The organism is Streptomyces sp. NPDC096324 (genome assembly GCF_044763015.1).
GTDB lineage: Bacteria > Actinomycetota > Actinomycetes > Streptomycetales > Streptomycetaceae > Streptomyces.
The window spans coordinates 108473-133018 of record NZ_JBIWFK010000017.1 but is presented as its reverse complement, the minus strand read 5'-3'; the positions used below and the strand labels follow the sequence as shown (position 1 = coordinate 133018).

The 24546-nt window shown below is 70.9% G+C and carries 22 protein-coding genes; 9 read left to right on the top strand and 13 right to left on the bottom strand.

Translation table 11 applies throughout. The annotated features are described in order from the left end of the window. Window positions 1-11: 11 nt before the first annotated feature. Both ACIQ7M_RS35165 and pyk read left to right on the top strand, forming a co-directional pair. Window positions 12-1244: an acetate kinase gene (locus ACIQ7M_RS35165; protein WP_386985612.1), complete on the top strand. Its 1233-nt coding sequence runs from the start codon at window positions 12-14 to the stop codon at window positions 1242-1244. A gap of 96 nt (window positions 1245-1340) precedes the next feature. Continuing rightward, complete coding sequence (pyk, locus tag ACIQ7M_RS35160; protein WP_355769438.1) at window positions 1341-2771, top strand: pyruvate kinase; 1431 nt, start codon at window positions 1341-1343, stop codon at window positions 2769-2771. Window positions 2772-2861: 90 nt separating this feature from the next. Here pyk and ACIQ7M_RS35155 read toward each other — a convergent pair whose 3' ends face one another. From ACIQ7M_RS35155 to ACIQ7M_RS35140, 4 genes are all read right to left on the bottom strand, one after another. Next, window positions 2862-4157 carry a hypothetical protein gene (locus tag ACIQ7M_RS35155; protein WP_403651783.1) on the bottom strand — a complete coding sequence of 432 codons (1296 nt, stop codon included), beginning with the start codon at window positions 4155-4157 and terminating at the stop codon, window positions 2862-2864. Further along, window positions 4147-4722, bottom strand: coding sequence for a DUF6114 domain-containing protein (locus ACIQ7M_RS35150; protein ID WP_403651780.1), 576 nt, complete (start codon window positions 4720-4722; stop codon window positions 4147-4149). The genes ACIQ7M_RS35155 and ACIQ7M_RS35150 overlap by 11 nt, the downstream gene beginning before the upstream one ends. Before the next feature lie 122 nt (window positions 4723-4844). After that, complete coding sequence (locus ACIQ7M_RS35145; RefSeq protein ID WP_355769458.1) at window positions 4845-5480, bottom strand: DUF6230 family protein; 636 nt, start codon at window positions 5478-5480, stop codon at window positions 4845-4847. A 619-nt stretch (window positions 5481-6099) separates the two neighbouring features. Next, window positions 6100-7074: a tetratricopeptide repeat protein gene (locus tag ACIQ7M_RS35140; protein WP_403651777.1), complete on the bottom strand. Its 975-nt coding sequence runs from the start codon at window positions 7072-7074 to the stop codon at window positions 6100-6102. 245 nt (window positions 7075-7319) lie between these two features. On the opposite strand from ACIQ7M_RS35140, the gene ACIQ7M_RS35135 reads away from it, so the two are divergent. After that, a complete protein-coding gene (locus tag ACIQ7M_RS35135) occupies window positions 7320-7961 on the top strand; it encodes a TetR/AcrR family transcriptional regulator (RefSeq protein WP_403651774.1) in 642 nt (213 codons plus the stop codon). A 352-nt stretch (window positions 7962-8313) separates the two neighbouring features. Here the strand turns inward: ACIQ7M_RS35135 and ACIQ7M_RS35130 are convergent, their stop codons facing one another. The 4 genes from ACIQ7M_RS35130 to ACIQ7M_RS35115 all read right to left on the bottom strand — a co-directional run bounded on the left by ACIQ7M_RS35130 (window position 8314) and on the right by ACIQ7M_RS35115 (window position 12886). Next, window positions 8314-10014: a methylmalonyl-CoA mutase gene (locus ACIQ7M_RS35130; protein ID WP_386989555.1), complete on the bottom strand. Its 1701-nt coding sequence runs from the start codon at window positions 10012-10014 to the stop codon at window positions 8314-8316. Between the two features lie 74 nt (window positions 10015-10088). Next, complete coding sequence (locus ACIQ7M_RS35125; protein WP_355760368.1) at window positions 10089-10427, bottom strand: DUF3817 domain-containing protein; 339 nt, start codon at window positions 10425-10427, stop codon at window positions 10089-10091. 144 nt (window positions 10428-10571) lie between these two features. Further along, complete coding sequence (locus tag ACIQ7M_RS35120; RefSeq protein ID WP_355760371.1) at window positions 10572-11081, bottom strand: MarR family transcriptional regulator; 510 nt, start codon at window positions 11079-11081, stop codon at window positions 10572-10574. A 305-nt stretch (window positions 11082-11386) separates the two neighbouring features. Next, entirely contained in the window at window positions 11387-12886 is a 1500-nt protein-coding gene (locus tag ACIQ7M_RS35115) for an MFS transporter (RefSeq protein WP_403651769.1), read from the bottom strand. Window positions 12887-12958: 72 nt separating this feature from the next. On the opposite strand from ACIQ7M_RS35115, the gene ACIQ7M_RS35110 reads away from it, so the two are divergent. Both ACIQ7M_RS35110 and ACIQ7M_RS35105 read left to right on the top strand, forming a co-directional pair. Further along, the gene (locus tag ACIQ7M_RS35110; protein ID WP_386982794.1) at window positions 12959-13942 is read left to right on the top strand and encodes a DUF5937 family protein; all 984 of its coding nucleotides are present in this window, start codon (window positions 12959-12961) and stop codon (window positions 13940-13942) included. A 122-nt stretch (window positions 13943-14064) separates the two neighbouring features. Then, a complete protein-coding gene (locus ACIQ7M_RS35105) occupies window positions 14065-15063 on the top strand; it encodes a glycoside hydrolase family 6 protein (protein WP_403651765.1) in 999 nt (332 codons plus the stop codon). A gap of 33 nt (window positions 15064-15096) precedes the next feature. Here the strand turns inward: ACIQ7M_RS35105 and ACIQ7M_RS35100 are convergent, their stop codons facing one another. The 4 genes from ACIQ7M_RS35100 to ACIQ7M_RS35085 form a co-directional block, all read right to left on the bottom strand. Then, window positions 15097-17052, bottom strand: coding sequence for a galactose oxidase-like domain-containing protein (locus ACIQ7M_RS35100; protein ID WP_403651762.1), 1956 nt, complete (start codon window positions 17050-17052; stop codon window positions 15097-15099). A 3-nt stretch (window positions 17053-17055) separates the two neighbouring features. Continuing rightward, window positions 17056-18831, bottom strand: coding sequence for a glycosyltransferase family 2 protein (locus ACIQ7M_RS35095; RefSeq protein WP_403651840.1), 1776 nt, complete (start codon window positions 18829-18831; stop codon window positions 17056-17058). Between the two features lie 226 nt (window positions 18832-19057). Further along, the gene (locus ACIQ7M_RS35090) at window positions 19058-19351 is read right to left on the bottom strand and encodes an MTH1187 family thiamine-binding protein (protein ID WP_389505491.1); all 294 of its coding nucleotides are present in this window, start codon (window positions 19349-19351) and stop codon (window positions 19058-19060) included. Then, window positions 19348-19692 (bottom strand): DUF3817 domain-containing protein, encoded by a 345-nt coding sequence (locus ACIQ7M_RS35085; RefSeq protein WP_355760388.1) that lies wholly within the window; start codon window positions 19690-19692, stop codon window positions 19348-19350. The genes ACIQ7M_RS35090 and ACIQ7M_RS35085 overlap by 4 nt, the downstream gene beginning before the upstream one ends. 225 nt (window positions 19693-19917) lie before the next feature. Here ACIQ7M_RS35085 and ACIQ7M_RS35080 point away from each other — a divergent pair, with 225 nt between their 5' ends. The 4 genes from ACIQ7M_RS35080 to ACIQ7M_RS35065 all read left to right on the top strand — a co-directional run bounded on the left by ACIQ7M_RS35080 (window position 19918) and on the right by ACIQ7M_RS35065 (window position 22580). Further along, a complete protein-coding gene (locus tag ACIQ7M_RS35080) occupies window positions 19918-20550 on the top strand; it encodes an AIM24 family protein (RefSeq protein WP_355760553.1) in 633 nt (210 codons plus the stop codon). A 1-nt stretch (window position 20551) separates the two neighbouring features. Further along, window positions 20552-21202 (top strand): AIM24 family protein, encoded by a 651-nt coding sequence (locus ACIQ7M_RS35075; protein WP_386982786.1) that lies wholly within the window; start codon window positions 20552-20554, stop codon window positions 21200-21202. Further along, complete coding sequence (locus tag ACIQ7M_RS35070) at window positions 21199-21999, top strand: AIM24 family protein (RefSeq protein WP_403651757.1); 801 nt, start codon at window positions 21199-21201, stop codon at window positions 21997-21999. Before ACIQ7M_RS35075 ends, ACIQ7M_RS35070 begins: the two co-directional genes overlap by 4 nt. 104 nt (window positions 22000-22103) lie before the next feature. Further along, the gene (locus tag ACIQ7M_RS35065; protein WP_355760395.1) at window positions 22104-22580 is read left to right on the top strand and encodes a MarR family transcriptional regulator; all 477 of its coding nucleotides are present in this window, start codon (window positions 22104-22106) and stop codon (window positions 22578-22580) included. A gap of 41 nt (window positions 22581-22621) precedes the next feature. Here the strand turns inward: ACIQ7M_RS35065 and ACIQ7M_RS35060 are convergent, their stop codons facing one another. Beyond that, entirely contained in the window at window positions 22622-23911 is a 1290-nt protein-coding gene (locus ACIQ7M_RS35060) for an MFS transporter (protein ID WP_403651754.1), read from the bottom strand. Window positions 23912-24546: the final 635 nt, after the last annotated feature.

The following is a 24546-nucleotide window of genomic DNA, read 5'->3' as shown; positions in this document are numbered from 1 at the left end:
CCGAGGCCGCCGTGCCCGAGGAGCCCGCCGCACCGCCGGCCGTGCGGGTCCTCGTCCTCAACTCCGGCTCGTCGTCGGTGAAGTACCAGTTGCTCGACATGCGCGACGGCACCCGCCTGGCCGTCGGGCTGGTGGAACGCATCGGCGAGGGAACCTCCCTGCTGCGGCACACCACCGGATCGACGGGCGAGACCCGCGAGAGGGCCGACACGTTCGCCGACCACGAGGCCGCGCTGAAGGCGATGGCCGAGGAACTGGCGGTGGACGGACTCGGCCTGGACTCCGCCGAACTGGCCGCCATCGGCCACCGGGTGGTGCACGGCGGGCGGACGTTCACCGAGCCGACGGTCATCGACGCGGAGGTCCTCGCGGAGATCGAGCGGCTGATCCCGGTCGCCCCCCTGCACAACCCGGCGAACCTCACCGGCATCCGCACCGCGATGGCGCTGCGCCCCGACCTCCCGCAGGTCGCGATCTTCGACACCGCGTTCCACACGACGATGCCGGAGGCGGCCGCGCGGTACGCGATCGACGTGGCGACGGCGGACGAGCACCGCATCCGCCGGTACGGCTTCCACGGCACCTCGCACGCCTACGTCTCCCGGACGACCGCCGAACTCCTCGGCAAGGCACCCGAGGAGGTCAACGTCATCGTGCTGCACCTCGGCAACGGGGCCTCGGCGTCCGCGGTCAGGGGCGGGCGGTGCGTGGACACCTCGATGGGGCTGACCCCGCTGGAGGGGCTGGTGATGGGAACGCGGTCCGGCGACGTGGACCCGGCCGTCATCTTCCATTTGGAGCGCGTTGGCAACATGTCCACGGACGAGATCGACACTCTTCTCAACAAGAAGAGCGGTCTGATCGGTCTGTGCGGCGACAACGACATGCGGGAGATCCGCCGCCGTGTCGACGAAGGAGACGAAAAGGCCCGGCTCGCCTTCGACATCTACATCCACCGGCTGAAGAAATACATCGGCGCCTACTACGCGGTTCTCGGCCGCGTGGACGCCGTCGCCTTCACCGCCGGAGTGGGCGAGAACGCCGCCCCGGTGCGCGAGGCCGCGATCAGGGGCCTGGAGGAACTGGGACTGGCGGTCGACGGCGAGCTGAACGCCGTACGCGGCGGTGAGCCCCGGCTCATCTCACCGCCGTACGCGCGCGTCGCGGTGGCCGTCGTGCCGACGGACGAGGAACTGGAGATCGCCACACAGACGTACGCACTGGTCGGAAAGGGCAACGCCTGAGCGGGCCGGAAAGCCACGCCTGAGCACCCGCCCGCCCATTTGTATCTTCCGCCAGACGGAATATTCCGATGCGAAACAAACCGATAGGATCGCCCCATGCGCCGTTCGAAAATCGTCTGTACTCTCGGCCCCGCGGTCGACTCCCACGAAAAGCTTGTCGCGCTGATCCAGGCCGGCATGAACGTGGCCCGTTTCAATTTCAGCCACGGCTCGCACTCCGAGCACCAGGGCCGGTACGACCGTGTCCGGGCCGCCTCGGCCGAGACCGGCATCGCCATCGGTGTCCTGGCCGACCTGCAGGGCCCCAAGATCCGCCTGGAGACCTTCGCCGAAGGCCCCGTCGAGCTGGAGCGTGGCGACGAGTTCGTCATCACGGCCGAGGACGTGCCGGGTGACAAGCACATCTGCGGCACGACCTACAAGGGTCTGCCCGGTGACGTCTCCAAGGGCGACCAGATCCTCATCAACGACGGCAACGTCGAGCTGCGCGTCGTCGAGATCGACGGTCCGCGGGTCAAGACGGTCGTCATCGAGGGCGGCGTGATCTCCGACCACAAGGGCATCAACCTGCCCGGCGCGGCCGTGAACGTGCCCGCGCTGTCGGAGAAGGACGTCGAGGACCTGCGCTTCGCGCTGCGGATGGGCTGCGACATGGTCGCCCTGTCCTTCGTACGCGACGCCAACGACGTGAACGACGTCCACAAGGTGATGGACGAGGAGGGCCGCCGCGTCCCCGTCATCGCCAAGGTGGAGAAGCCGCAGGCGGTCGACAACATGGAGGGCGTCGTCGCGGCGTTCGACGCCGTCATGGTGGCCCGTGGCGACCTGGCCGTCGAATACCCGCTGGAGCGGGTCCCGATGGTCCAGAAGCGCCTCGTGGAGCTGTGCCGCCGCAACGCCAAGCCGGTGATCGTGGCGACCCAGATGATGGAGTCGATGATCACCAACTCCCGTCCGACGCGCGCCGAGGCCTCCGACGTGGCCAACGCGATCCTGGACGGCGCGGACGCGGTCATGCTGTCGGCCGAGTCCAGCGTGGGCGCGTACCCGGTCGAGACCGTGAAGACGATGTCGAAGATCGTCGCCGCGGCCGAGGAGGAGCTTCTCTCCAAGGGCCTGCAGCCGCTGGTCCCGGGCAAGAAGCCGCGCACGCAGGGCGGTTCGGTCGCCCGCGCCGCCTGCGAGATCGCCGACTTCCTCGGCGGCAAGGGCCTGGTGGCCTTCACCAAGTCCGGTGACACCGCCCGCCGGCTCTCGCGCTACCGCGCCGCCCAGCCGATCCTGGCCTTCACCACGGACGAGGGCACCCGCAACCAGCTCACGCTGAGCTGGGGCGTCGAGTCGCACGTCGTGCCGTTCGTCAACAGCACCGACGAGATGGTCGACCTGGTCGACCGCGAGCTGCAGAAGCTCAAGCGGTTCAACGAGGGCGACGTCGTCGTGATGACCGCCGGTTCGCCCCCCGGCGTCCCCGGCACCACCAACATGGTCCGGGTGCACCACCTGGGCGAGGTCAACCACGCCTGACATCCGCCCGTCGAACGCCGCTGAGGGCGCCCCCTGTTCGCAGGGGGCGCCCTCAGCGTTTGTGCGGCTCCCGGACGGGCTCTGGACGACTCAGCCGGTCGTGTACTGGTGGAGTCCGGGTACGTGCAGGGTTCCGCCGAACTGGCCGGCCTGAACGACCTTCACCTTGGTGAAGTAGATCAGCGGGATGTTCAGCGGCGGAGGGTTGTCCGGATCGAACGTGACCGGGATGAGCCCGAGCAGGTTCCCGGAGATGCTCTCCGTGTACATGATCGTCTTACCGTCGCGGATGGTGGACGTCGAACCCGACGCGGCCTGCACGTGGTAGGTCTTGCCGGACTGCTTGTCGTTCACCGTCTGGTGCAGGTCGCCGATGTCGGTGCCGTCGGATATGACGTACTTCAGCACCTTCTTGACGGTGCCGTCGGCGGTCTTCACCTTGACTATGCCCTGGTAGTCCGCGCCCTTGAGGAGCAGCGAACTGGCGTTGAGGTACCAGGGGTCGGTCGGCAGGGCGACCTGGTTGTCCACGCCGCCCTCGTCGTCGGTGGCGACCGGGCAGTCCGCCGCGTCCGTGGTGGCGCTCGCGGAGGGGCTGGGCGACTCGGTGACCGCGGCGGCCGTGTCCTCGGCCTTCTCGGTGGCGTCCGAGGCGGCCTTGGACGCGGTGTCCGTGACCGTCTTCGCCGTGTCGTCCACCGTCTCGGTGACCTTGTCGGTCGTGTCCTTGACGGTGTCCGCGGTGCTCTTGTCGTCCGACGTGTCCGAGCCGGCGCTCGCGCTCGGCGAGGCGGACGGCGCCGGGGTGGAGCTCGCCGTCTCGTCGGGCGTGAGGATGTCCTTGATGGCGTCGCCGACACCCAGCGGGTCGAGCGGGTTCTTGCTGCTCTCCGAAGCCGAGGGGGTCGGCGTGGACGCGCTGCTGTCCGCGGCCTTGTCCGGCGCCTTCTCCTGCGCGCTCGCGGAGGCCGACGGGGTCGCGGAGGGCTCGGCCTTGTCGTCGGAACCTGAATCCGACGAAGAGGACGTCTCCTTGTCCGTGGCGTCCGACGACGCGGAGGGGGACGGCGTGGCCTCGTCCGAGGACGGGCTCGGGCTCGCCGAGGCGGAGGGCGACGCCTCGTCACCCGTGACGGCCTCGACGCAGGCCTGGTACTCCTCGGCCGTGAGGCTCTTGGAGGTGGAGTGGTCGTCGGCCTGGGCGAGCGTCGGGGTGAAGCCCATGCCCATGAGGACCGCCGTCGGCATCGCCGCTATGGCTATCACCTTGCCGGCGGGCATCTGGAACCTGGTGAACAGCGGCTTCCTCGGGGCCGCGTGGCGCGGCCCGGTTCTCACACGGGACGCCTCCACGTCGGTCCCATGGGTCACCTCGTCAGCCGGCACTGTGCCTCCCGTTCGCCCCGGTGTTCGGGCTCGTTCCTGACAGATCGTTCGGGTCGGCCGCGTCGTCCGCCGCCTCGTACCCGACGGGCTCGGCCGGCGCGTCCTGCGGCGCGTCCTGCTCGTCGAGGGACTTCGACACGGCGTAGCCCTCCTCTGGTTCACCGGGAACCCAGGAGACCGCCATGGCGCCGCCGAGCAGGGCGAACAGGAAGCCGATCAGGAAGCCGCCCAGGTTGGCCACCGGGATGGACACCAGGGCGAGGAGGATCGCGGCGACACCCGCGAAGGTCCGCACGTGCTTCTGGAACCAGAGGCTGATCCCGAGCACGACGAGGAGCACGCCGATGATCAGGGAACCGGCTCCGGCGGTGGTGGACATCGCCAGCGTCAAGTGACCGAGGTGCAGGTGCGCGTACGGGAAGTAGGCGATGGGAAAGCCACCGAACACGATGTACAGACCCGCCCAGAACGGGCGATCGCCCCTCCACTCGCGGAAATGCCGCCGGAACACCTGAAGGTAGTGCTCATCGTTCTGGCCGGGCGCGGCAGGAGTCTCGGCGCTCATGGAAACAGCTCCCTGGAACGGCATTGCTGTGAGAAGTACGCGTTGAGTGCTCCGCGTACGACGGGCGGAGCGGCGGGGCGGGCGAAGCGGCCGGAGCCTCCTCGCCCACCCCTATGGGGTGCTCAGTAGCACTCGTGGGTGCCCGCGGACACCGACATCTTCAGACCGCTGAGCTTGAACGTGCCGGCGGTGGTCGCCCACGCCGTCTGCTTCACGTCGGTCAGCGTGGCCGACTCGGCCTGCTGGGCGAACCCGTAGGGGTTGGCCTGCTCGCCGCCGCCCTTCATGCCCGGACCCTTGTTGGCGTCCTTGGCGGCAACACCGATGTCGATGTTCTTGAACGTCGCGTCGGCGCCGAGGTCCTCGACATCGATGTAGAGGTTGTCGGCGTGAACCGGCGTACCGCCGCCACCGGCCTTCAGCACGAGGCTGACGGAACCGAGCAGCGGGATGTTCGGGGTGACGACCGACTGACACATGCTGGTGATGTCGGCGCTCTTGAACGCCGACACCGCGACGGGGTGCAGTGCCGCCTTGCCGTCGAGGCCGGTGCCCTGGTCGAGAGCTCCGTACTGCGAGAAGCCCGTACCTTCAAGCTTGTCCGCGGACACCTTGAAGGACTGACCGGAGACACTGAACGATGCGGCGAGAGCACCCTGCGCGAGGGCGACACCTATCGCTGCCGTGGCTGCCACGCTGGGCACCATGACGACGGCGAACCGCTTCCATCTGGTCCCGCCACGCACCTGGGACATAATTTTTCCTCCTTCTCGGACGTACATCTCCTGGCCCTGACTGCCACGTTGCGGCGGCTCAGCCGGGCAGGGATGGGAGAAGTGCTACGTCCTCGGGAAGGAGAGCGCCTGTACCCGATGGTGCGAATGCACCCGAATCACCGGCGATCACCCCCGAGCGACAACCACTGGTCGCGCCTGAACACATCACGCACAACCTGCTGGACAGGCTCCGCCTGACGGCGAAGACCCCCCTGTCCAAGAACCGATCGCACTGCTGTCGGTTCTACTCGGTGGGGACCCAGAAAGTCCGCCGGCCCGATTGGCTGTCGGGGTGCGGGGAATGGACCGAGCGTCGCCGATCGTGGTGCATTCTCGCCGCGTGCACAAGGGGGTTCGTTACTCGCTAGTAACGGCGGGATAACCGAAGAACGACCCGTCGGTATCGGGCGGCGACTCAGGGTGGTCCCGCCCGGGGTGACACAGTGGTCAAATTCCGGACGGAAACAGACAGTTCAGCGCCTTGGACTTACTACGAGTAACAGCGGCCGCGTTTACCAAGTTTTGGTAAAGCGCGGCCACATCCGTCCCTGTCGGCCAATCTTTCACCCGGGCATCACAAGCCCTGGCGTTTACGGACTGGTCAGAACAGCGCCCTGGCGAGGGCCCTGCGCGCGGCCACCACACGGGGGTCGTCGGCACCGACGACCTCGAAGAGCTCCAGCAGCCGCAGGCGTACGGCGTCCCGGTCGTCACCCGCCGTGACGCGCACGGTGTCGATGAGCCGCCCGAAGGCGTCCTCCACGTGGCCGCCGACGAGGTCCAGGTCGGCCCCCGCGATCTGCGCCGTCACGTCACCGGGCTTCGCCGCGGCGTCGCCGCGCACCTTCTGCGGGTCAAGACCCTGCACCCTCTGGAGCAACTCGGCCTGGGCCAGGCCCAGTTTGGCCTCGGTGTTGCCCGGGTCGTCGGCCAGCACGTTCTTGTACGCCTGGACGGCACCGCCGAAGTCGCCCGCGTCCAGCGCCTGTACGGCGGCCTCGAGGAGCGCGTCGTACGGTCCGGCCGGCACCTCCTGGGCCACCGGGGACGCGCCCGGCGCGCCGTCCGGGTCGACCGTCAGACCGGTCAGGCCGAAGCGCTGCTCGGCCACCTGGACGAGCTGGTCGAGGGTCCCGCGGATCTGGGCCTCGGCCGCCGCCCCCTGGAAGAGCGGCAGGGCCTGTCCGGCCACCACCGCGAAAACGGCCGGGATCCCCTGAACCCCGAACTGCTGCATCAGCATCTGGTTGGCGTCGACGTCGATCTTGGCGAGCACGAAGCGGCCGTCGTACTCGACGGCCAGCCGCTCCAGGAGCGGGCTGAGCTGCTTGCAGGGCTCGCACCACTCGGCCCAGAAGTCGATGACGACGGGCACTTCGGTGGAGCGCTGCAGGACGTCCTGCTCGAATCCTGCCTCGTCTACGTCGATGACGAGGCTCGCGGGAGTCACGGCCCCGCCTCCGCCCTGCCTGGCCGCGTCGGCGCGCGCCTGCTCCGCCTTCGACTTGGCCTCCTGGGCCGCCTTCACCGCGGCGAGGTCGACGACTCCGCTCATGGACATGTTCCGTGGCTGCATGAGTACATCCTCCCCCTTCCTCGCGCACGTGTGAAAAGCGTCGTGAAAGCCAGGCTGTGTCAGGCCTGTTCGGCGCCGGGTCCCCACCTGGCGCCTGTGCGGTTGTCGCCGCGGTCGAGCTTTCGCTACGAGTCGTAGCGTAACTGTACGGACGCACGCCCGCGCGCCGTCTTCCGGTGATCTCCCTCACGGCTTCACAGAACCGCCGGATATCGCCGGTGATGCGGCCGGTTATGGTCACTGCCATGCAATGTCGCTCCCATGCCTCCCGTACGGGCCGCCCCCGCAGCGCGGCCGCGGACGCCGCGATCCTGGAGGCGACGCGCACGGCCCTGGTCGAACTGGGCTGGTCCAAACTGACGTTGGGGTACGTGGCGACGCTCGCGGGGGTCGCCAAGACGACGCTCTACCGTCGCTGGGCGGGCAAGAACGAGCTGGTCGTCGACGCGGTGGCCGAGCTCTTCGACGAGCTGGAGCTCCCCGACCGGGGCAGTCTGGCCGCCGACATCGAGGGTGTGGTGCTCCAGTTCGCGGCGATCCTGGACCGCCCGGAGGCGAAGACGGCGCTGATGGCCGTGGTCGCGGAGTCCACCCGGGACGAGCCGCTGCGGGAGCGCATCCGCACGTCGATCGTCGACCGGCAGAAGCGTCTGGTCATGGAGGGCCGTGCCCGTGCCCAGGCGCGCGGTGAGCTGCCCCCGGAGTCGGACCCGGCCGCCGCCGACCGCACCGCGGCCCTGATCTTCGACGTGGTCGCCGGAGCGGTCGTCCATCGCACCCTGGTCAGCGCGGAGCCCGCGGACGAGGAGTGGGTGCGCTCGTTCACCCGGGTCCTGCTGTTCGGCCTGACCGGAGCGGCGGCCGACGACCCGACAGCCGGGGTCTGACCGGGTCCGGTGGGTGGGTCGGGGCCGTGCCGGTGCATCAGCCCGTCGCCGTTGGACGAAGACGTGACCGTCGGTGGCGACGGGCATCGATGTACCGGCACGTCCCCTCGCGTCGGATTTCGGCTGCGGGTGCGAGATTTCAGCCCCTCCGGCGATTGAGGAGCGGGGGTCCGGGGGCGGAGCCCCCGGGTACGGGTCGGGTAGGGGCGGAGGGGGCGAGGAGAGGTCTGCCTCGCGCCGGGCGGCCTAGCTGGTGCCGCTAGGGCCCGGAGCCCCGGGCCGGGCCGGACGCCGGGCAGGCAGGGACGCCGGGCAGCCGGGCAGGCAGGGGTGCCGGGCTGCCCGGGGTGGGTCAGAAGCCCGCCGGTTCCGTGTAGATGCCCCACTCGTCGCGCAGGACTCCGCAGATCTCGCCCAGAGTCGCCTCCGCACGGACCGCGTCCAGCATGGGGGCGATCATGTTGGACCCGTCACGCGCCGCCGCGAGCATGGCGTCCAGCGCCCCACGCACGGCCGCCTCGTCACGCTCCCCCTTGCGCGAGGCCAGCACCCGCACCTGCTCGCGCTCCACCTCGTGGCTGACCCGGAGGATCTCCAGGTCGCCGGTCACGGACCCGTGGTGGACGTTGACGCCGACGACCCGCTTGTCGCCCTTCTCGACCGACCGCTGGTACTGGAACGCCGACTCGGCGATCTCGCCGGTGAACCAGCCGTCCTCGATCCCGCGCAGGATGCCGGAGGTGATGGGACCGATGGGGTGCTTGCCGTCCGGGTGCGCCCGCAGCCCGCGCTCCCTGATCTGCTCGAAGATCTTCTCGGCGTCGGCCTCGATCCGGTCGGTGAGCTGCTCGACGTACCAGGAACCGCCCAGCGGGTCGGCGACGTTGGCGACGCCGGTCTCCTCCATGAGCACCTGCTGCGTGCGCAGGGCGATCTCCGCGGCCTGCGCGGAGGGCAGGGCCAGCGTCTCGTCCAGGGCGTTGGTGTGCAGCGAGTTCGTGCCGCCGAGGACCGCAGCGAGCGCCTCCACGGCGGTGCGTACGACGTTGTTGTACGGCTGCTGGGCCGTCAGCGAGACGCCGGCGGTCTGCGTGTGGAAACGCAGCCACTGCGCCTTCTCGGAGGTGGCGCCGTACACGTCGCGCATCCAGCGGGCCCAGATCCGGCGGGCCGCGCGGAACTTGGCGATCTCCTCGAAGAAGTCGAGGTGCGCGTCGAAGAAGAACGAGAGACCGGGGGCGAAGACGTTCACGTCGAGCCCGCGGGACAGGCCCAGTTCCACGTACCCGAAGCCGTCCGCCAGGGTGTAGGCGAGCTCCTGCGCGGCCGTGGAGCCGGCCTCACGGATGTGGTAGCCGGAGACGGACAGCGGCTTGTACGCGGGGATCTTCTCGGCGCAGTGCTCCATCAGGTCGCCGATGAGGCGCAGGTGCGGCTCGGGCTGGAAGAGCCACTCCTTCTGCGCGATGTACTCCTTGAAGATGTCGGTCTGGAGCGTGCCGTTCAGCACGCCGGGGTCGATGCCCTGGCGCTCGGCGGCGACCAGGTACATGCAGAAGACCGGCACGGCGGGACCGCTGATCGTCATCGACGTGGTGACGTCACCGAGCGGGATGTCCTGGAAGAGGACCTCCATGTCGGCCGCCGAGTCGATCGCGACACCGCAGTGCCCGACCTCGCCGAGCGAACGGGGGTCGTCCGAGTCGCGGCCCATCAGCGTCGGCATGTCGAAGGCCACCGAGAGGCCCCCGCCGCCGTTGGCGAGGATCATCTTGTACCGCTCGTTGGTCTGCTCGGCGTTGCCGAACCCGGCGAACTGCCGGATGGTCCATGTACGTCCCCGGTAGCCGGTCGCGTACAGGCCGCGCGTGAAGGGGTACTCCCCGGGCCAGCCGATCCGCTCGAAGCCCTCGTAGTTGTCCCCGGGCCGGGGACCGTACACCGGCTCCACGGGATCACCGGAGAGCGTGGTGAAGTCGGCGTCGCGCTTGCGCGACGCGTCGTAGCGGGCCTGCCAGCGTCGGCGGCCTTCCTCGATGGCGTGAGCGTCCATACCCTCGAATTTACTAGGACGTCCTAGTAAATGTCGATGGCAAACCGCCGTACGTGTGTGTACGGCGGTGTGGGTCAGGCCTCGACGACCGCGGGAGTACCGTCCGCGACCTTGGACTCCAGCTCTCGGCTGATGCCACGCTCCACGAAGAAGGCGGCCGTGGGAATCGTGCCCGCCAGCAGCACCCAGAGCTGCTTGCCGACCGGCCACTTCGCCTTGGAACCCAGGTCGAAGGCGAAGATCAGGTAGACGACGTACAGCCAGCCGTGCGCGATGGCGACGACGCGGGTGAAGTCCGCGGCCCCGTCCAGGCCCATGGCGTACTTGGCGATCATGCTGAGGCACAGCAGGACCAGCAGCACGCCGGTGACGTAGGCCATGACGCGGTACCGGGTCAACACGCTCTTCTTCATGGCACGAGGGTAACCACCCTTTTCCGCCGATCTTCACGCGCCCCCGCGCCATGTCGCCCCGGGCTCCCCGCGCCCGTCACCGAGGCCGTGTCCTCGCGGCCCGCCCGGCGCCGACGCCGTGCCCCCGCGGCCGGCCGGCGGTGGCTACGCCTCGTCGAAGTCGCGGGCGGCGACGCGCAGCGGCCGCAGCATCGCGAAGATCTCCGCGCACTCCTCGGCGTCGTACGCCCCGAGCCCGAAGTCCATCGCCATCAGGTCCCGGGTGGCCGCGTCGCAGACCTCACGGCCCTTGTCCGTGATGGAGGCGAGGGTGCCCCGGCCGTCGTTCGGGTTCGGCCGCTTGTCGACGAGCCCGGAACGCACCAGCCGGTCCACCGTGTTCGTGACGGACGTCGGATGCACCATGAGCCGCTCACCGATCTTGGACATCGGCAGCTCGCCCGCCTTGGAGAAGGTGAGGAGCACCAGCGCCTCGTAGCGCGCGAAGGTCAGCCCGTACGGCTTGACGACCGCGTCCACCTCGGCGAGCAGAATCTGGTGCGCGCGCATGATCGAGGTGATCGCGGACATGGACGGCACGGCACCCCAACGCTGGCGCCAGTGTTCGTCGGCGCGGGCGATGGGATCGAAGGCAAGGCTGAGCGGCTTCGGCACGCCGACGACCTTACCGGCCGGTCACATCGTGGTCAGCCCCGTCTCAATTTTCGGTCTCCGCCCCTGCGAGAACGGGGTCAGGGGCGAATCCGGGCCGCGTGCGACCGCGGAGCCGGCCTGCCCGCCCCGGCCGCGACGGGCGGGGGCGCGGCCGGACGGGCGGGGCGCGTCCGGGCATCGCTACGGCGGTTCGGCTTCGGCGGCGAGGCCGTGGACGGACGGACGGGGCGCGTCCGGGCATCGCCACGGCGGTTCGGCTTCGGCGGCGAGGCCGTGGACGGACGGGGCGGGGCCCCTGGGCCCGTTCAGCGTTCTCCGTTGTCCCCGGGGGTCTCCTCGTGGTGCTTCGCGTCGGGGTCCGTGCGGTGGGCCGCCATCGCCAGGGCCGCGCAGGCCGCGGTGCCCAGAACGCCCGCGCCCACGATCGTCGCCCGCACGCCGGCGAACTCCGCCACCACACCCGACAGGGCCATCCCCACGCCCTGGAGGGTCATCAGCCCGGCCGTGTTCAACGTCATGGCCCGCCCGAGCAGTTCGTCCGGCACCGCCCGCACGAACCACTGGTCCAGGCCGAGGGTGTACGCGGATCCGGCGCCGGCGAGCACCAGCAGGACCAGGGTCCAGCCGAGACCGGGCCGCAGCGCGTACGCGGCGTAGGGCAGCAGCGTGACGCAGACCAGCGGGAGCGTGAGCCGGCCCCGGGTCGCCGGCCGCAGCCGGGAACCGGCGAACAGCTCCCCCGCGATCGTGCCGACGGGCAGTGCGCACATCAGCAGGCCCAGTCCGGCCGTACCGGCCCCGAGCTCCTCCGCGTACGGCGCCGCCAGTGCCTCCGGCGCGACCACGAACATCGACGGCACCCAGAACAGCAGGAGCAGCACGAGGATCCGCCGGTCGGCCAGCACCTGCCGGGCACCGCGCAGGGAGTCGCGCACGAGCGCCTGCCCGCGGTCCGCCCGCGCGGGCCGACGGCGGGTGCCGAAGCGCAGCAGGACCGCCGAGGCGAGGAAGGTGCACACCGTGACGAGGAGCGCGTGGCGCGGGGAGACGACGGTGAGCAGCAGGCCGCCGGTCCCGAAGCCGGCGAGCAGCGCGCTCTGCGACAGGATCCGCAGCAGGGAGCGGCCGAGCACGAACAGTTCCCCGTCGCCGAGGACGTCCGCGAGGGTCGCCGTCCGCGTCCCCTGGAAGACCGGGGCGACCAGGGCGAGCGCGGCCCGCATCACGAGCAGCACCGCGACGGGCGCGCCCGGCAGCACCATGACGGCCACGCAGCCCGCGCACACCAGATCGCACACGACCAGGACCCGGCGGGCCGGGAAGCGGTCCGCGACCCCCGCGAGGAGGGTCCCGCCGATCAGGTAGGGCAGAAAACCGAGCGCGAAGGTCAGGGCGCTGAGCAGCGGGGAGCCCGTCAGCCCGTAGACGAGGACGGAGAGCGCGATCTCGCTGACGACGAGCCCGAGCAGCGAGAACGCGTGTGCCACGAAGACGGCGCGGAACTCGGGCACGGCGAACACGGGACCGTACCCGGTCCGCGCCGCCCCCGGAGCCGGAGCCGGGGCCTGGGACGGGGCCGGGGCCGGGTCACGCTCCGCCGGGGGCGTCACCGGCCCGACGGCGCCCTCCGAGGCGGGCCCGGCGAATTTCTCCGCACCGCCCTCCGAGGCGAGTTCGGCGGACTTCTCCGTGACGTCCTCCCTCGGTGTCGTCGGGTTCCCCGTGGCGGGCGGCGCGGTGTTTCCCTGGGCGGCCCGCGCCGCGGTGGGCACGGTCGTCGTGCCCTTCGTCTCTGCTTCCGGCATGGGCGACAGCGTGCCCGGCCCCGCCCCGGCCGCGTAAAGTTTCGGCGTCAGCCGAATCTTCTGGGGTCGTTCATGCCGTCACTGCTGCACTTCGGGGAGGACGACCTCCTCAACTGCCGGTTCGCGGTGTCGCCGCTGTGGGAGACGCAGGAGGCGGTCCGCACGCTCAACCGGCCCGCGCGGCACGGCTATCACGCACCCTGGCTGCGCCGCATGCGCGCGGCGGCCGCCGGACTCGACCTCACCCCGCTGTGGCTGTTGATGCCGCAGCGCGGCTACTCCCCCGACTGGCTCGGACCGCCCCCGCTGGGCCCGGCGGCGAGCTTCGAGGAGGAGATCGCCGCCATCCGCGCGGCCGACCCGGACGTGGCCCGCGAGGAGAGCGCGCGATCACTCGCCGACACCCCCGGCGCCCTGGACTCTCCGCGCGGCCGGGCCCTGCTGGCCGACCCGGCCCGCATGGTGCGGGATCTGACGGACCTGCTGGAACAGGCCTGGCACACCCTTGTCGAACCGGACTGGCCGCGGCTGCGGGCCCTGCTGGACGCCGACGTCGCCTTCCACTCCCGGCGGCTCGCCGAGGTCGGCCTGGGCGGGCTCCTGCCGGAGATCGACCGGCGTTTCGGCTGGCGCTCGCACACGCTGACCGTCGAGGTCGGGGGCCGCCACGAACGGCACCTGGCCGGCCAGGGTCTGGTCCTCATGCCGAGCGTGTTCTCCTGGCCGGACGTGATCAGCGGCTTCGAGGCTCCGTGGCAGGCGACGCTCGTCTACCCCGCGCGCGGCATCGGCGGTCTGTGGACCGAGCCGGCGGACCGCACCCCCGAGGCGCTCGTACGACTCCTCGGGCGCGGCCGGGCCGGCGTGCTCAGCGCGCTCGACGAACCGGCCGGGACGACCTCGCTCGCGCACCGTCTGCGGCTGGCTCCGTCGTCGGTCTCCGCGCATCTCACCGCCCTGCGCGACGCGGGCCTGCTCGTCTCGCGCAGGTACGGGCACCAGGTGCTGTACGAGCGGACCCCGCTCGGGATCGCGCTGGCCTCGGGCGGCGACTGACGGAAGGGCCGTCGGCGGGACGGGGGTCGCGGGTGCCCACCGCGCCACGCGACCTCCCCCGCCGTAATGACCCGTTGTGCCACGATTGGTGACCAGTCGTCACCTTCGCGCAAGGGAGCAGCATGCCCCGGCTGATCCACGCTTTCGCGGTCATCGCAGTGCTCGCGCTCACGGCGGGCTGCACGCCCGGGCCCGAGGCCGGCCGGGTCCCGGTCACCGGTGGCGCCTCGCGGCGGTCGGGCCCCGCCGCCCGCTCACCCTTCTGGGTCGACCCGCGGGGCCCGGCGGCCCGGCAGATCGAGCTGTGGCGCCGGCAGGGCCGGGCCGAGGACGCCACGCTGCTGGAACGGATCGCGGACGAGCCCGTCGCCCTGTGGCCTGCGGGCGAACTCGACCCGGGTCCGGCGGTCCGGTCGGCGACCGCGTCCGCGGCCCGGGAAGGGCGGACGGCGCTCTTCGTCGCGTACGACATCCCGCACCGGGACTGCGGCCGGCACTCGGCGGGCGGGGCGGCGGACGCGGACGCCTACCGCCGGTGGATCGGCGCGTTCGCCGACGCCCTCGGTGGCGGCCGGGCCCTGGTGGTCCTGGAGCCGGACGCGGTCGCCCACATCGTGGACGGCTGCACTCCCGCCGAGTACCACGACGAGCGCGAGCGGCTGCTGAGCGAGGCGGTCGTCCGGCTGAAGGGCCGGCCGCGCACCAAGGTGTACCTGGACGCAGGGAACCCGTCCTGGATCCCCGACGCGGAGAAGCTGGTCGAGCCCCTGGAACGCGCGGGCATCGCGCACGCCGACGGCTTCGCGCTCAACGTGTCCAACTTCGAGACGGACAAGGTCAGCAGGGAGTACGGCCTCCGCCTCTCCGCACGGCTCGGCGGCAAGCACTTCGTCGTCGACACCAGCCGCAACGGCAACGGCCCGCTGGAGGGGGTGTGGTGCAACCCGCCGGGCCGGGCGCTGGGCACCCGGCCGACCACGGCCACCGGCGAGCCCGTCCTCGACGCCTACCTGTGGATCAAGCGGCCCGGCGAGTCGGACGGGGAGTGCGGGGGCGGCCCGGCGGCCGGCCGGTGGTGGCCGGAGTACGCGCTGGAGCTGACGCGCGGCTCCACCGGCTGACGGCCGCGACGGTCCCGCACTCCCCGTCCGGCGTCACCTGACGTGGATCCACTTCGCCTCGGAAGGCGTGCCCCGCGCGTCCGTCACGAAGAGCATGTACCAGCCCGGCGGCACCAGCGCCGGATCCGTCGGTACGTCGACGGTGACCGAGCCCGCCGTCTTCGTGAGCCCCAGCTCGATGGACCGCTGTTCGACGTCCGTGGTGTGGGTGACGGCGCTCGGCCGCATCAGCCGGGCCTTGACGACCCGTTCGGGGTGGCCGGTGGCGAAGGTCGCCCGGTGCTGCGCGTCGAGTTCCTCGGGGCCCGCTCCGAGCACCGGACGGCCGGCGCCGTCGCGGTGCAGGGCCGGCGGGGTGAAGACCTCCATGCGCTGTTCGAAGTGGCCCAGTTTGGTGTTCCGCCGATCGTCGAAGAGCGGGTCCGAGCCGAAGGTGGCGACCCGGCCGTCGGGCAGGAGCAGCGCCTCGGAGTGGTAGTTGCGGCCCACGCGCGGGGACGCGGCCTCGCGGAAGGTATTGGTGCGGGGATCGTAGAACTGCGCCTTGAGGATGTTGCTGGCGCCGCGGCCGCGGTAGTCCCGGGAGCCGTTGGTGGTGAAGACGGTGTCGTCCGGCATGATCACGCTGTTCAGATAGCGGGTGCCCTGGGGCAGGTCGGGGCCGTCCTCGAAGACCGGGCTGTCCTTCTTGAGGTCGACGACGGCGGTGCGGGCGGTGGACTTCCGGGACTCGCCGACGCCTCCGCCGCCGAGGATCATCACCTTCTGGTCCTGGGCGGGCGGGAGCAGGACCGACGCGGAGGTCTCCGTCCGGTCGCCGTCCCGCAGGCCGGGCACCTTCTGGAAGGTGTTGGTGCGCGGATCCCACAGGCCCGGCTCGCGGCCCTGGTCGGCGGGTCCGTACCCGGCGTTGGAGGCCGGGTAGAAGAGTTTGCCGCCCCGGGTGAGGAAGAGGGCCGGGTAGGTGGGGAAGTAACGGTGGGGTCCGGGGCCCCACTTCCTCGTCACCGGGTCGTAGATCTCGGTGTCGCCGGGGTCGATGACCCCGACGTCGTCGAGGCCGGAGACGGCGAGGACGCGTCCGTCGTCGAGCCCCACGAGGGTCGGGTACCAGCGGGCCTTGTCCATCGGGTCGACGGGGATGTACCGCTCGGCCTTCGGGTCGAACTCGTAGGCGGCCCTGATGCCCTGGAAGTCCTGCTTCTCCAGGGTGATCTTCTCCGACAGGCCGTACGTGTTGCGGGCGTCCTCTCCTCGCAGGCCGACGATCTCGTACTGGGCCTGCCGGTCGGTGACGGAGTCCGGTCCCTTCTCCTCGGCCTCGACGAAGACGCGGGCCTCCCCGGCGGTGACCTCGGTCCGCCAGGGCTGCATGGCGCCCTTGCGGTCGTAGGTGATGATCTGGTTCCGCCCGGCCTGCGGGACCGTCACGTCGGCCTGGCTGACGTAGTCGACACCGGCCGGTGAGCGGAAGACGGTGCCCTTCTTGAGGACGATCGTCCTGTCGGGGTTCTCGTTCTTCACCCGCATGCCGCCGCCGGCCCGTACGACCTCGCCGTCCAGCTTCTCGTAGCGGGCGGTGCCTCCGGCCACGAGCAGACTGCCGTCGGGGAGCTGGGCGTGTCCGGAGCAGAAGAAGTCGTCCGGCGTGGGGATCCTCTTGAAGGTGTCCGTCCTCGGGTCCCACAGGATCGTGTCGAAGGTCCCCTGGTCGAACTTCTTCTGCTCGTTGCCCGACCCGGCGACGATGAGCACCTTCCCGGTGTGCAGCAGGGCCGCGTGGATCGCGTTGGTGCGGTAGCGCGCGGGGATGTCGACACCGCTCCAGGAGCCGTACTTCGCCGTGTAGGCGGGCCGGGAGATCTTGTACTCGTGGTACGTCTCACCGGCGAAGCCGAGCGCGGCCGGGGCGTTGAGTGCCGCGAGGACGGCGAGGCCCGTGATGCCGAGCAGCGTCTTCCTCGTCTTCTTCGAGGGCCGGTGGGCCATGGCCTAGGTGCCTCCTGTCGTGGAGCCGGTGACCGTGACGGGCGTGGCCGCCACCGATTCCCGGCGGTCGGGAACCCGGACGGGAGCGGGCGCCGGGGGCTGGGGGCGGCGTTCCCCGACGCGGGTGCGGATCCAGACCGCGACCGGGGCGAGGGAGATGCACATGGCCGGCAGCGCCCAGGTCCGCGCGGCCGCGTCGGTGTGGCCGAGGACGGCCGAGGCGCCGAGCGAGACGGCGAGCAGCGCGGCCCAGCCGAGATGGACGCGGAAGGTCCCGAGCCGGTCGGGGCTCGCGTCGTGGCCCTTCGGGGTGACGACGAAGCGGCTGGGGCGCCGGACGATCGCCTCGCCCAGCGCCTTCAGATAGATGGGGGCCGACAGGGCCGACATCGCCATGCCGGCCAGGCCGCCGGATCCCTCGGGTTCGTGCGGCGAGACGTTGTGCCGCCGGTTCCACAGGTAGAGGCAGATCTGCAGGGCGGCGGCGTCGCTGTAGAGCATCAGCCACACGGACGCGGTGACCTGTGTCCCGGACGCCCCGAACCACAGGAACAGGAAGCAGCTCAGCATGCCCAGGAGCCAGTTGACGGCCGTCATCGGGTAGTAGAGGAGCATCAGCGTGTACGAGAGGAGCCGGCCGGGGGGCATGGTGAACAGCGCCGTCCCGTACTGCTTGATCAGGGTCTCGTAGGTGCCGCGGGACCAGCGCGTCTGCTGGGTGAAGAAGTCGGTCCAGGTGGAGGGGCCCTCGCCGACGGCGAGCACGTCCGGGGTGTAGACGGACCGCCAGTGCCGGCCGGTGCGGGGGTTGCGGTGCCGGTGCACCTCGAACCCGGTGGCCATGTCCTCGGTGATGGAGTCGTACAGCCCGCCGATCTGCTTGAGCGCGGCGATCCGGACGACGTTGTTGGTGCCGACGAACATGGGTGAGCCGTAGCGGTTCCCGGCGCGCTGGATGAGGGCGTGGAAGAGGAACTGCTGGGACTCGGCGGCCTTGGTGACGGGGTTCTCGTAGTTCCCGTACACCTGGGGGCCGACGACGAACGCGACGTCGGGGTCCCGGAAGTAGCCCATCATGCGCTCGAGGAATCCGGGCAGCGGGACATGGTCGGTGTCGACGGAGGCGAAGAAATCGTAGGCGTGCCCGTAGAGGTCGAGCCACGCGTTGTAGTTGCCGTGTTTGGTGCGGGCCCTGTGGCTTCCCTCGGGGCGGTTCCACTCGGGCACGCCGAACCGCGTGAAGTGCCGGACGCCGAGTTCGGCGCAGAGGGCTCTGGCCTGGTCGTCGTCGCCCTCGTCGAGCAGCCAGACGTCGAGGGGGCCGGTGTGGGTGAGCCCGGCCGCGGCTTCGAGGGTGGCGCGGACCGTGGCGAGGGGTTCCTTTCCCGGGACGTAGGTGGTGAGGAAGGCAACCCGGGTCCCGTGCGCGGGACGGACGGGCACGGGGTCGCGGGCGGCCATCGTCGCGTGGGCGATGCTCATGACGTTGACGACCATGAAGAGTTCGATCAGGCCGATGGCGACGAGCATCGTGGTGTCGAGGGCGGCCGGCCAGGGCGCGCCGCCCTCGCGTCCCACCCAGTGGGTGGGCCACACGAGGTAGACGAGGAGCGCGCCGGTGAGGACCGGGGCGAGGGTCGTCAGCAGGATGGCGCTTATTCGGTGCGGCCCGCGCGAGAGGAGCTTGGTGTACTGCACCCGGTAGCCGGTGCCGGACGGCTCGGTCAGGGGTCCGGCGAGACGGCTGTAGGTGTCGTAGTCGTAGCCCGCGGGCCGCACATCGCCCTCCCGTGGTTCAACGAGTCCGGTGATCGTGGTGGCTGGTACCCACACATAAGTGGAGTTTCCACGACACGTCGAGCGGGGCGGGGCCGAAGGGGTGCGGCGGCGGGCGGGCGGGTGGTCTTTGGTCCCTGAGGTTCCGTCACCTCTCCCACCGTCACCGTCCGGGCATGAAAGAACCCCGGTCCGGTGGACCGGGGTTCCGGGTGCGGGGCGCCCTGGGTCATGCCGACAGGTGCCGCTCCACCGTCTCGACCTTGGAGGTGAGACCGTCCGTCACGCCGGGGCGGATGTCCGCCTTGAGGACGACCGAGACGCGGGGCGCGCGCTCCTCGACGACGGCGACGGCACGCTTGACGACGGCCATCACCTCGTCCCAGTCGCCCTCGATCGAGGTGAACATCGCGTCGGTGCGGTGGGGCAGGCCCGACTCGCGGACCACGCGGACGGCGTCGGCGACGTACTCCCCCACGTCCTCGCCGACGCCGAGCGGTGTCACGGAGAAGGCGACGATCATGCCTTCACGGCCCCTTCGGCGAAGGCGCGGGAGGCGACGACCGCGTCCTCGGCCTCGCGCTTGAGCTTGCGCTCGGCGAAGAAGCCGCCGGTGGGCAGGACCGACAGGACGAAGTAGAGGACGCCGGTACGGGCGCTCCACCGGGCGCGGTTCCAGGCGTCCGCCCAGAAGATCACGTACAGGACGAAGAGGACGCCGTGGACCGCGCCCATCACGGGGACGGCGTTGAAGTCCGTGGTCCGCTTCAGCACCGAGCAGACGAGCAGCAGCAGGAAGGAAACGGCCTCGGGGGCCGAGACCAGGCGGAGCCGGCGGAGTGCGGTGGCGGTCTTTATGTCCACGGGTCACCTTCGGTGGGATCGCTGTCGGGGGAACGCTTCCTTGTGAACGCAAGCACAAGCGTCCCGGCCATTGTGGCATCCGGCGGGCGGGATCCCGGGTCCGGGGGCCCCGACGGCGCCGGAGGTCACACCAAGGCCACACCCCCTAGGGGGCGGATCAGGGAGGGGATCCGCCCGGAGGCTCTGTCGGTGGTCCGGCCGTGCGGCTACCTTCACTGCGTGGCGATGTTTCGACTTCAGGGCAGCAAGGTGCTGGCCGTCGACATGACCGGGGACGCCGTGAAGGCGAAGAACGGCTCCATGGTCGCGTACGACGGCCAGATGGCCTTCAAGAAGCTGAGCGGGGGCGGCGAGGGACTCCGGGGGATGGTGACCCGGCGCCTCACCGGCGAGCAGATGACGGTGATGGAGGTGAAGGGGCACGGCACCTGCTGGTTCGCCGACCGGGCCTCGGAGATCAATCTGGTGGCCCTTCAGGGGGACAAGCTGTACGTGGAGTCGAGCAATCTGCTCGCCACGGACACGGGCCTGCGCACGGGCACGACGTTCACGGGGCTGCGCGGCGCCTCGCAGGGCAACGGTCTGTTCACGACGACCGTCGAGGGCCACGGCCAGGCGGCGATCACCTCGGACGGGCCGGCGGTGGTGCTGCGGGTCAGCGCGCAGTACCCGCTGACGGTCGACCCGGGGGCCTACATCGCACACCAGGGCAATGTGCGGCAGTCGCTGCAGTCCGGTGTGACGTTCCGCACGTTCCTCGGCGAGGGCGGCGGCGAGGCGTTCCAGATGCGCTTCGAGGGCGACGGGCTGGTCTACGTCCAGCCCAGTGAACGCAACACGATCGCGGGGGATGTGTGAGATGGCGTTCCGCGAGGTGAACTCGAAGGTGGTCGAGGCGACGGTCCTGCCGGGGCAGCGGCTGTTCAGCCAGCGCGGCGCGATGCTCGCGTACAAGGGCGAGGTGTCGTTCACGCCCAACATCCAGGGTGGGCAGGGCGGGGTGATGTCGATGATCGGCCGCCGGCTGGCCAACGAGGCGACCCCCCTCATGACCGTGGAGGGTTCGGGCACGGTGCTCTTCGGGCACGGCGGCCACCACGTCCACGTGATCAGCCTCACGGGTGACACGTTGTACGTGGAGGCGGACCGGCTGCTGGCCTTCGACGGGACGCTCCAGCAGGGCACGATGTTCCTGGGCTCGCAGGGCGGCGTCATGGGCATGGTGCGGGGTCAGGTGACGGGCCAGGGGCTCTTCACGACCACGCTCAAGGGGCACGGGGCCGTGGCCGTCATGGCGCACGGCGGTGTCTTCGAGGTCCCGATCACCCCGCAGCGGGCGGTGCACGTCGACCCGCAGGCGTACGTGGCGCACCACGGCGACGTGCGCAACAAGCTGTCCACGGCGCTGGGCTGGCGCGACATGGTGGGACGCGGTTCGGGCGAGGCGTTCCAGCTGGAGCTGAGCGGCAGCGGTTCGGTGTACGTCCAGGCCTCGGAGGAGAAGCTGTGAGCGGGTACGGAGTCCCCGGCGGTCCGGTGATCCACGATCCGATGTCGCTGCCGGTCGACGACAACGTCAACAACTACACCTTCTGCGTGGAACTCAAAGGGAGCGAGTGGTTCCTGCAGAAGGGCAAGATGATCGCCTACTACGGATCGATGGAGTTCAACGGCATCGGGCACGGCCGACTTGACCGTCTTGTCCGTACGTCGTTCCATTCGCCACTGCACGCGAGCGACTGGGTCGTGGCGCAGGGTTCGGGCAAGATGCTGCTCGCCGACCGGGCCTTCGACGTGAATTCGTACGACCTCGACGACGGCAACCTGACCATTCGCTCTGGCAACTTGCTCGCTTTTCAGCCAAGTCTCGCGCTCAAGCAGTCGATCGTGCCGGGCTTTCTGACACTGATCGGAACCGGCAAGTTCGTGGCCGCGTCCAACGGTCCGGTGGTGTTCATGGAACCCCCGATCCGGGTGGACCCGCAGGCCCTCGTCGGCTGGGCCGACTGCCCCTCTCCCTGCCACCACTACGACCACGGGTACATGACAGGCGTGATGGGCGGTCTACGTGCGATGACGGGCCTCGGAGGGGCCTCCGGCGAGGAGCACCAGTTCGAGTTCGTGGGAGCGGGTACGGTGCTGCTCCAGTCCACCGAGATCCTGATGGCCGAGCAGGCCACGGGGGCGGTCCCGCACCAGGCCGGAGTGCCCGGCGCGGGAGGGGTGCCCGGTCAGCACGGGCAGCAGGCCGGGGCACCGCGCCTTCCCGGACAGCTCGGGGACCTCCAGCGTCGCTTCGGGCTGTGAGCGGTAGTCTGCGGAGTGTGACGTCGAACGCACGTCGAACACGTGCGCACGGTCACACAACCCCTCACTAGTTCGCATTTCAACATTTTAGGTAGACTTCATTTATGGAGACCGAGACGGCCACACGCTGGCTGACCGATGCGGAGCAGTGCGCCTGGCGCACCCACCTGGAGGTCAACAGGCTGTTGACGTACCAGCTTGAGAGGGACCTCCAGCCGTTCGGGCTGACGATGAACGACTACGAGATCCTGGTGAACCTCTCCGAGTCGGAGGGTGTACGCCTGCGGATGAGCGACCTGGCGTCCGCCACCCTCCAGTCCAAGAGCCGGCTCTCGCACCAGATCACGCGTATGGAGAACGCGGACCTGGTGCGCCGGGAGAACTGCGAGTCCGACCGCCGGGGGCTGTACGCGGTCCTCACCGAGCACGGCATGGAGACCATGAAGAAGGTCTCGCCGCATCATGTGGCGTCCGTGCGGCGGCACTTCATCGACCTGCTGTCACCCGAGGCGCTCGAGGACCTGCACAAGTCGCTGCGCCCGATCGCCGAACACCTGCTGGGGCAGCGCGGCAAGCCGTAGGACCGGGCGCCGCCTCCGCGGCCCGGTCCCGGCGGAAGTCCTCAGCCGGGCAGTCGCGCGCCGTCCGTCACCTCGGGCCGCGCGCCGCCGGCCACACCGTTCCCCGCGTCCGCACCCGGACGCGGGGTCCGTGCGTTCCGCGCACAGGCCAGGGCCGCCGCCATCGCGGCCGCGCCCGAGACCGCGAAGCACAGCCCCAGTGGCAGCCGGCCCACCAGCAGGCCGGCACCGGCGGTGCCCACCGAGCTCCCGGCGTTCACCGCGGTGTTGACCCAGGCGCCGGCCTGGGTGCGAAAGCCCGCCGGGGCCGCCGCGTCGGCCATCAGATACGACGTCGTCAGGGCCGGGGCGACGAAGAAGCCGGCGCAGGCGACGGCCACGGCCAGCGCCCCGAGGCTCTGGGCGAGCCCCGCGCCGAGCAGGGCGAGGCCGAGCGCGCCGGCCAGGAGCGGCAGCCGTGCACCCGGGGCAAGGCGCCAGTCGACCGCGCCGTTCAGCAGACCGCCCAGGGCGCTGCCCAGCGACAGTGCGGCGAGCACCCAGGCCACCACGCCCGCGCCGTGATGGTGCCGCTCGGCGAACGCCATGACCAGGAGGTCGACCGCGCCGAGGGAGAGGCCGACGCCCGACGCCACGACGACGGGCCGGGCCAGGACCCGCCCCAGGGTCCGGCCGGTTCGCCCGCCGTGCCCGCCGCCTGCCGTTCGCGCCGCGGGCGGACGGACGCCCGCCACGAGCGGGGACAGGACGAAGGCCAGGGTTCCCGACCACACCAGCAGGGCGCTGAGCGCGACCGCGGCGGCGGGCGGCGCCGTCTGCACGACCGCGCCGACGACCAGTGGTCCGGAGACGAAGAGGATCTCCTCCACGACGCCGTCCAGGCTGTAGGCACGCTGCAACAGCCGTTCGTCCTGGACCACTTCGCCCCACACGGCGCGCATCGTGGGGCCGAGCGGCGGGGTGCAGGCACCCGCGGCGACCGCGAGCGCGGCGATCACCGGAACGGGAGCGCCGGGGCGCCAGGCGGTGACCGCGAAGGCCGTGAGCAGGCCCGCGTACAGCGAGGCCATGGGGATCAGGGCGCGGCGGGCGCCGTGCCGGTCGATCAGCGCCGCCCGGGCGGGCGACAGGAACACGCTCATCGCGCCGAACAGCGCCATGACCGTGCCGGCCACGGCGTACGACCCGGTGGCGCGGGTCGTGGTGAGCATCATGGCCAGGGAGACGACGCCGTACGAGAGACGGCCGGTCATGGCCGCCGCGAAGGTGCGGCGGGCGTGGGGCATGCGGAAGAGCGCGGCGTAGGACGGCCGCGAGGCTGACGCAGACATGGGTGGAGTTCCTCAACACCGAGGCGGGACAGGGGTCGCCGGAGTGCCGCGACGCCACGGCCACGGTGCCGTGTCCGCGTCGCGGGCCTGAGCGGGCCCTACGCCAAGAGGAGGAACATGCCCACAACGTAACAGCGCCCACGACACCCCGGCCAGGGATTTCCCACCCACACCACCGACTCCCGCGCCGCCGACTCCCGCGCCACCGACTCCCGAATCGCCGACTCCCGCGCCGCCGAAGGGAACCGCCCCGCCTCGAAGGCTCACGTCAGGTCCCGGGCCGCCGAGGCCCGGGCCGCCGGCGCGCGTCGCGGCACATCGGTCGCCGGCCCACCGACCGAGAGTCGCTCTCGGGCACCACCAACTCCCGCCTCACCGACTCCCGCGCCGCCGAACGGACCCGCCCGTCCAGGACACTTGCCCCGGACCTCGTGCGAGGCCGGCACCAGCCGTGGCTGCGCGTCGCGGCGCACCGCGTCGGCCCACCGTCCGACAGCCACTCGCGCGCACCACCGCACCCGGAAACACCGCGATGGCTCGGCTCCCCCGGCACGGCCCCTCCCGGGGCATCCCTCCGCGGTGCGCGCCGAGTTGCCCGAGAAGGGGGCGTGCCGTCCCGGCGGGTGCACTGGGCG

What these genes read in the sequence shown, in the direction of transcription:
- ACIQ7M_RS35115 (WP_403651769.1), bottom strand. Translation starts at nt 12,886, where the DNA reads ATGCCGGAAGCAGAGACGAAGGGCACGACGACCGTGCCCACCGCGGCG.
- ACIQ7M_RS35125 (WP_355760368.1), bottom strand. Translation starts at nt 10,427, where the DNA reads ATGAAGAAGAGCGTGTTGACCCGGTACCGCGTCATGGCCTACGTCACC.
- ACIQ7M_RS35100 (WP_403651762.1), bottom strand. Translation starts at nt 17,052, where the DNA reads ATGGCCCACCGGCCCTCGAAGAAGACGAGGAAGACGCTGCTCGGCATC.
- ACIQ7M_RS35130 (WP_386989555.1), bottom strand. Translation starts at nt 10,014, where the DNA reads ATGGACGCTCACGCCATCGAGGAAGGCCGCCGACGCTGGCAGGCCCGC.
- ACIQ7M_RS35110 (WP_386982794.1), top strand. Translation starts at nt 12,959, where the DNA reads ATGCCGTCACTGCTGCACTTCGGGGAGGACGACCTCCTCAACTGCCGG.
- ACIQ7M_RS35140 (WP_403651777.1), bottom strand. Translation starts at nt 7,074, where the DNA reads ATGCAGCCACGGAACATGTCCATGAGCGGAGTCGTCGACCTCGCCGCG.
- ACIQ7M_RS35135 (WP_403651774.1), top strand. Translation starts at nt 7,320, where the DNA reads ATGCAATGTCGCTCCCATGCCTCCCGTACGGGCCGCCCCCGCAGCGCG.
- ACIQ7M_RS35060 (WP_403651754.1), bottom strand. Translation starts at nt 23,911, where the DNA reads ATGTCTGCGTCAGCCTCGCGGCCGTCCTACGCCGCGCTCTTCCGCATG.
- ACIQ7M_RS35065 (WP_355760395.1), top strand. Translation starts at nt 22,104, where the DNA reads ATGGAGACCGAGACGGCCACACGCTGGCTGACCGATGCGGAGCAGTGC.
- ACIQ7M_RS35150 (WP_403651780.1), bottom strand. Translation starts at nt 4,722, where the DNA reads ATGAGCGCCGAGACTCCTGCCGCGCCCGGCCAGAACGATGAGCACTAC.
- pyk (WP_355769438.1), top strand. Translation starts at nt 1,341, where the DNA reads ATGCGCCGTTCGAAAATCGTCTGTACTCTCGGCCCCGCGGTCGACTCC.
- ACIQ7M_RS35075 (WP_386982786.1), top strand. Translation starts at nt 20,552, where the DNA reads ATGGCGTTCCGCGAGGTGAACTCGAAGGTGGTCGAGGCGACGGTCCTG.
- ACIQ7M_RS35090 (WP_389505491.1), bottom strand. Translation starts at nt 19,351, where the DNA reads ATGATCGTCGCCTTCTCCGTGACACCGCTCGGCGTCGGCGAGGACGTG.
- ACIQ7M_RS35080 (WP_355760553.1), top strand. Translation starts at nt 19,918, where the DNA reads ATGTTTCGACTTCAGGGCAGCAAGGTGCTGGCCGTCGACATGACCGGG.
- ACIQ7M_RS35105 (WP_403651765.1), top strand. Translation starts at nt 14,065, where the DNA reads ATGCCCCGGCTGATCCACGCTTTCGCGGTCATCGCAGTGCTCGCGCTC.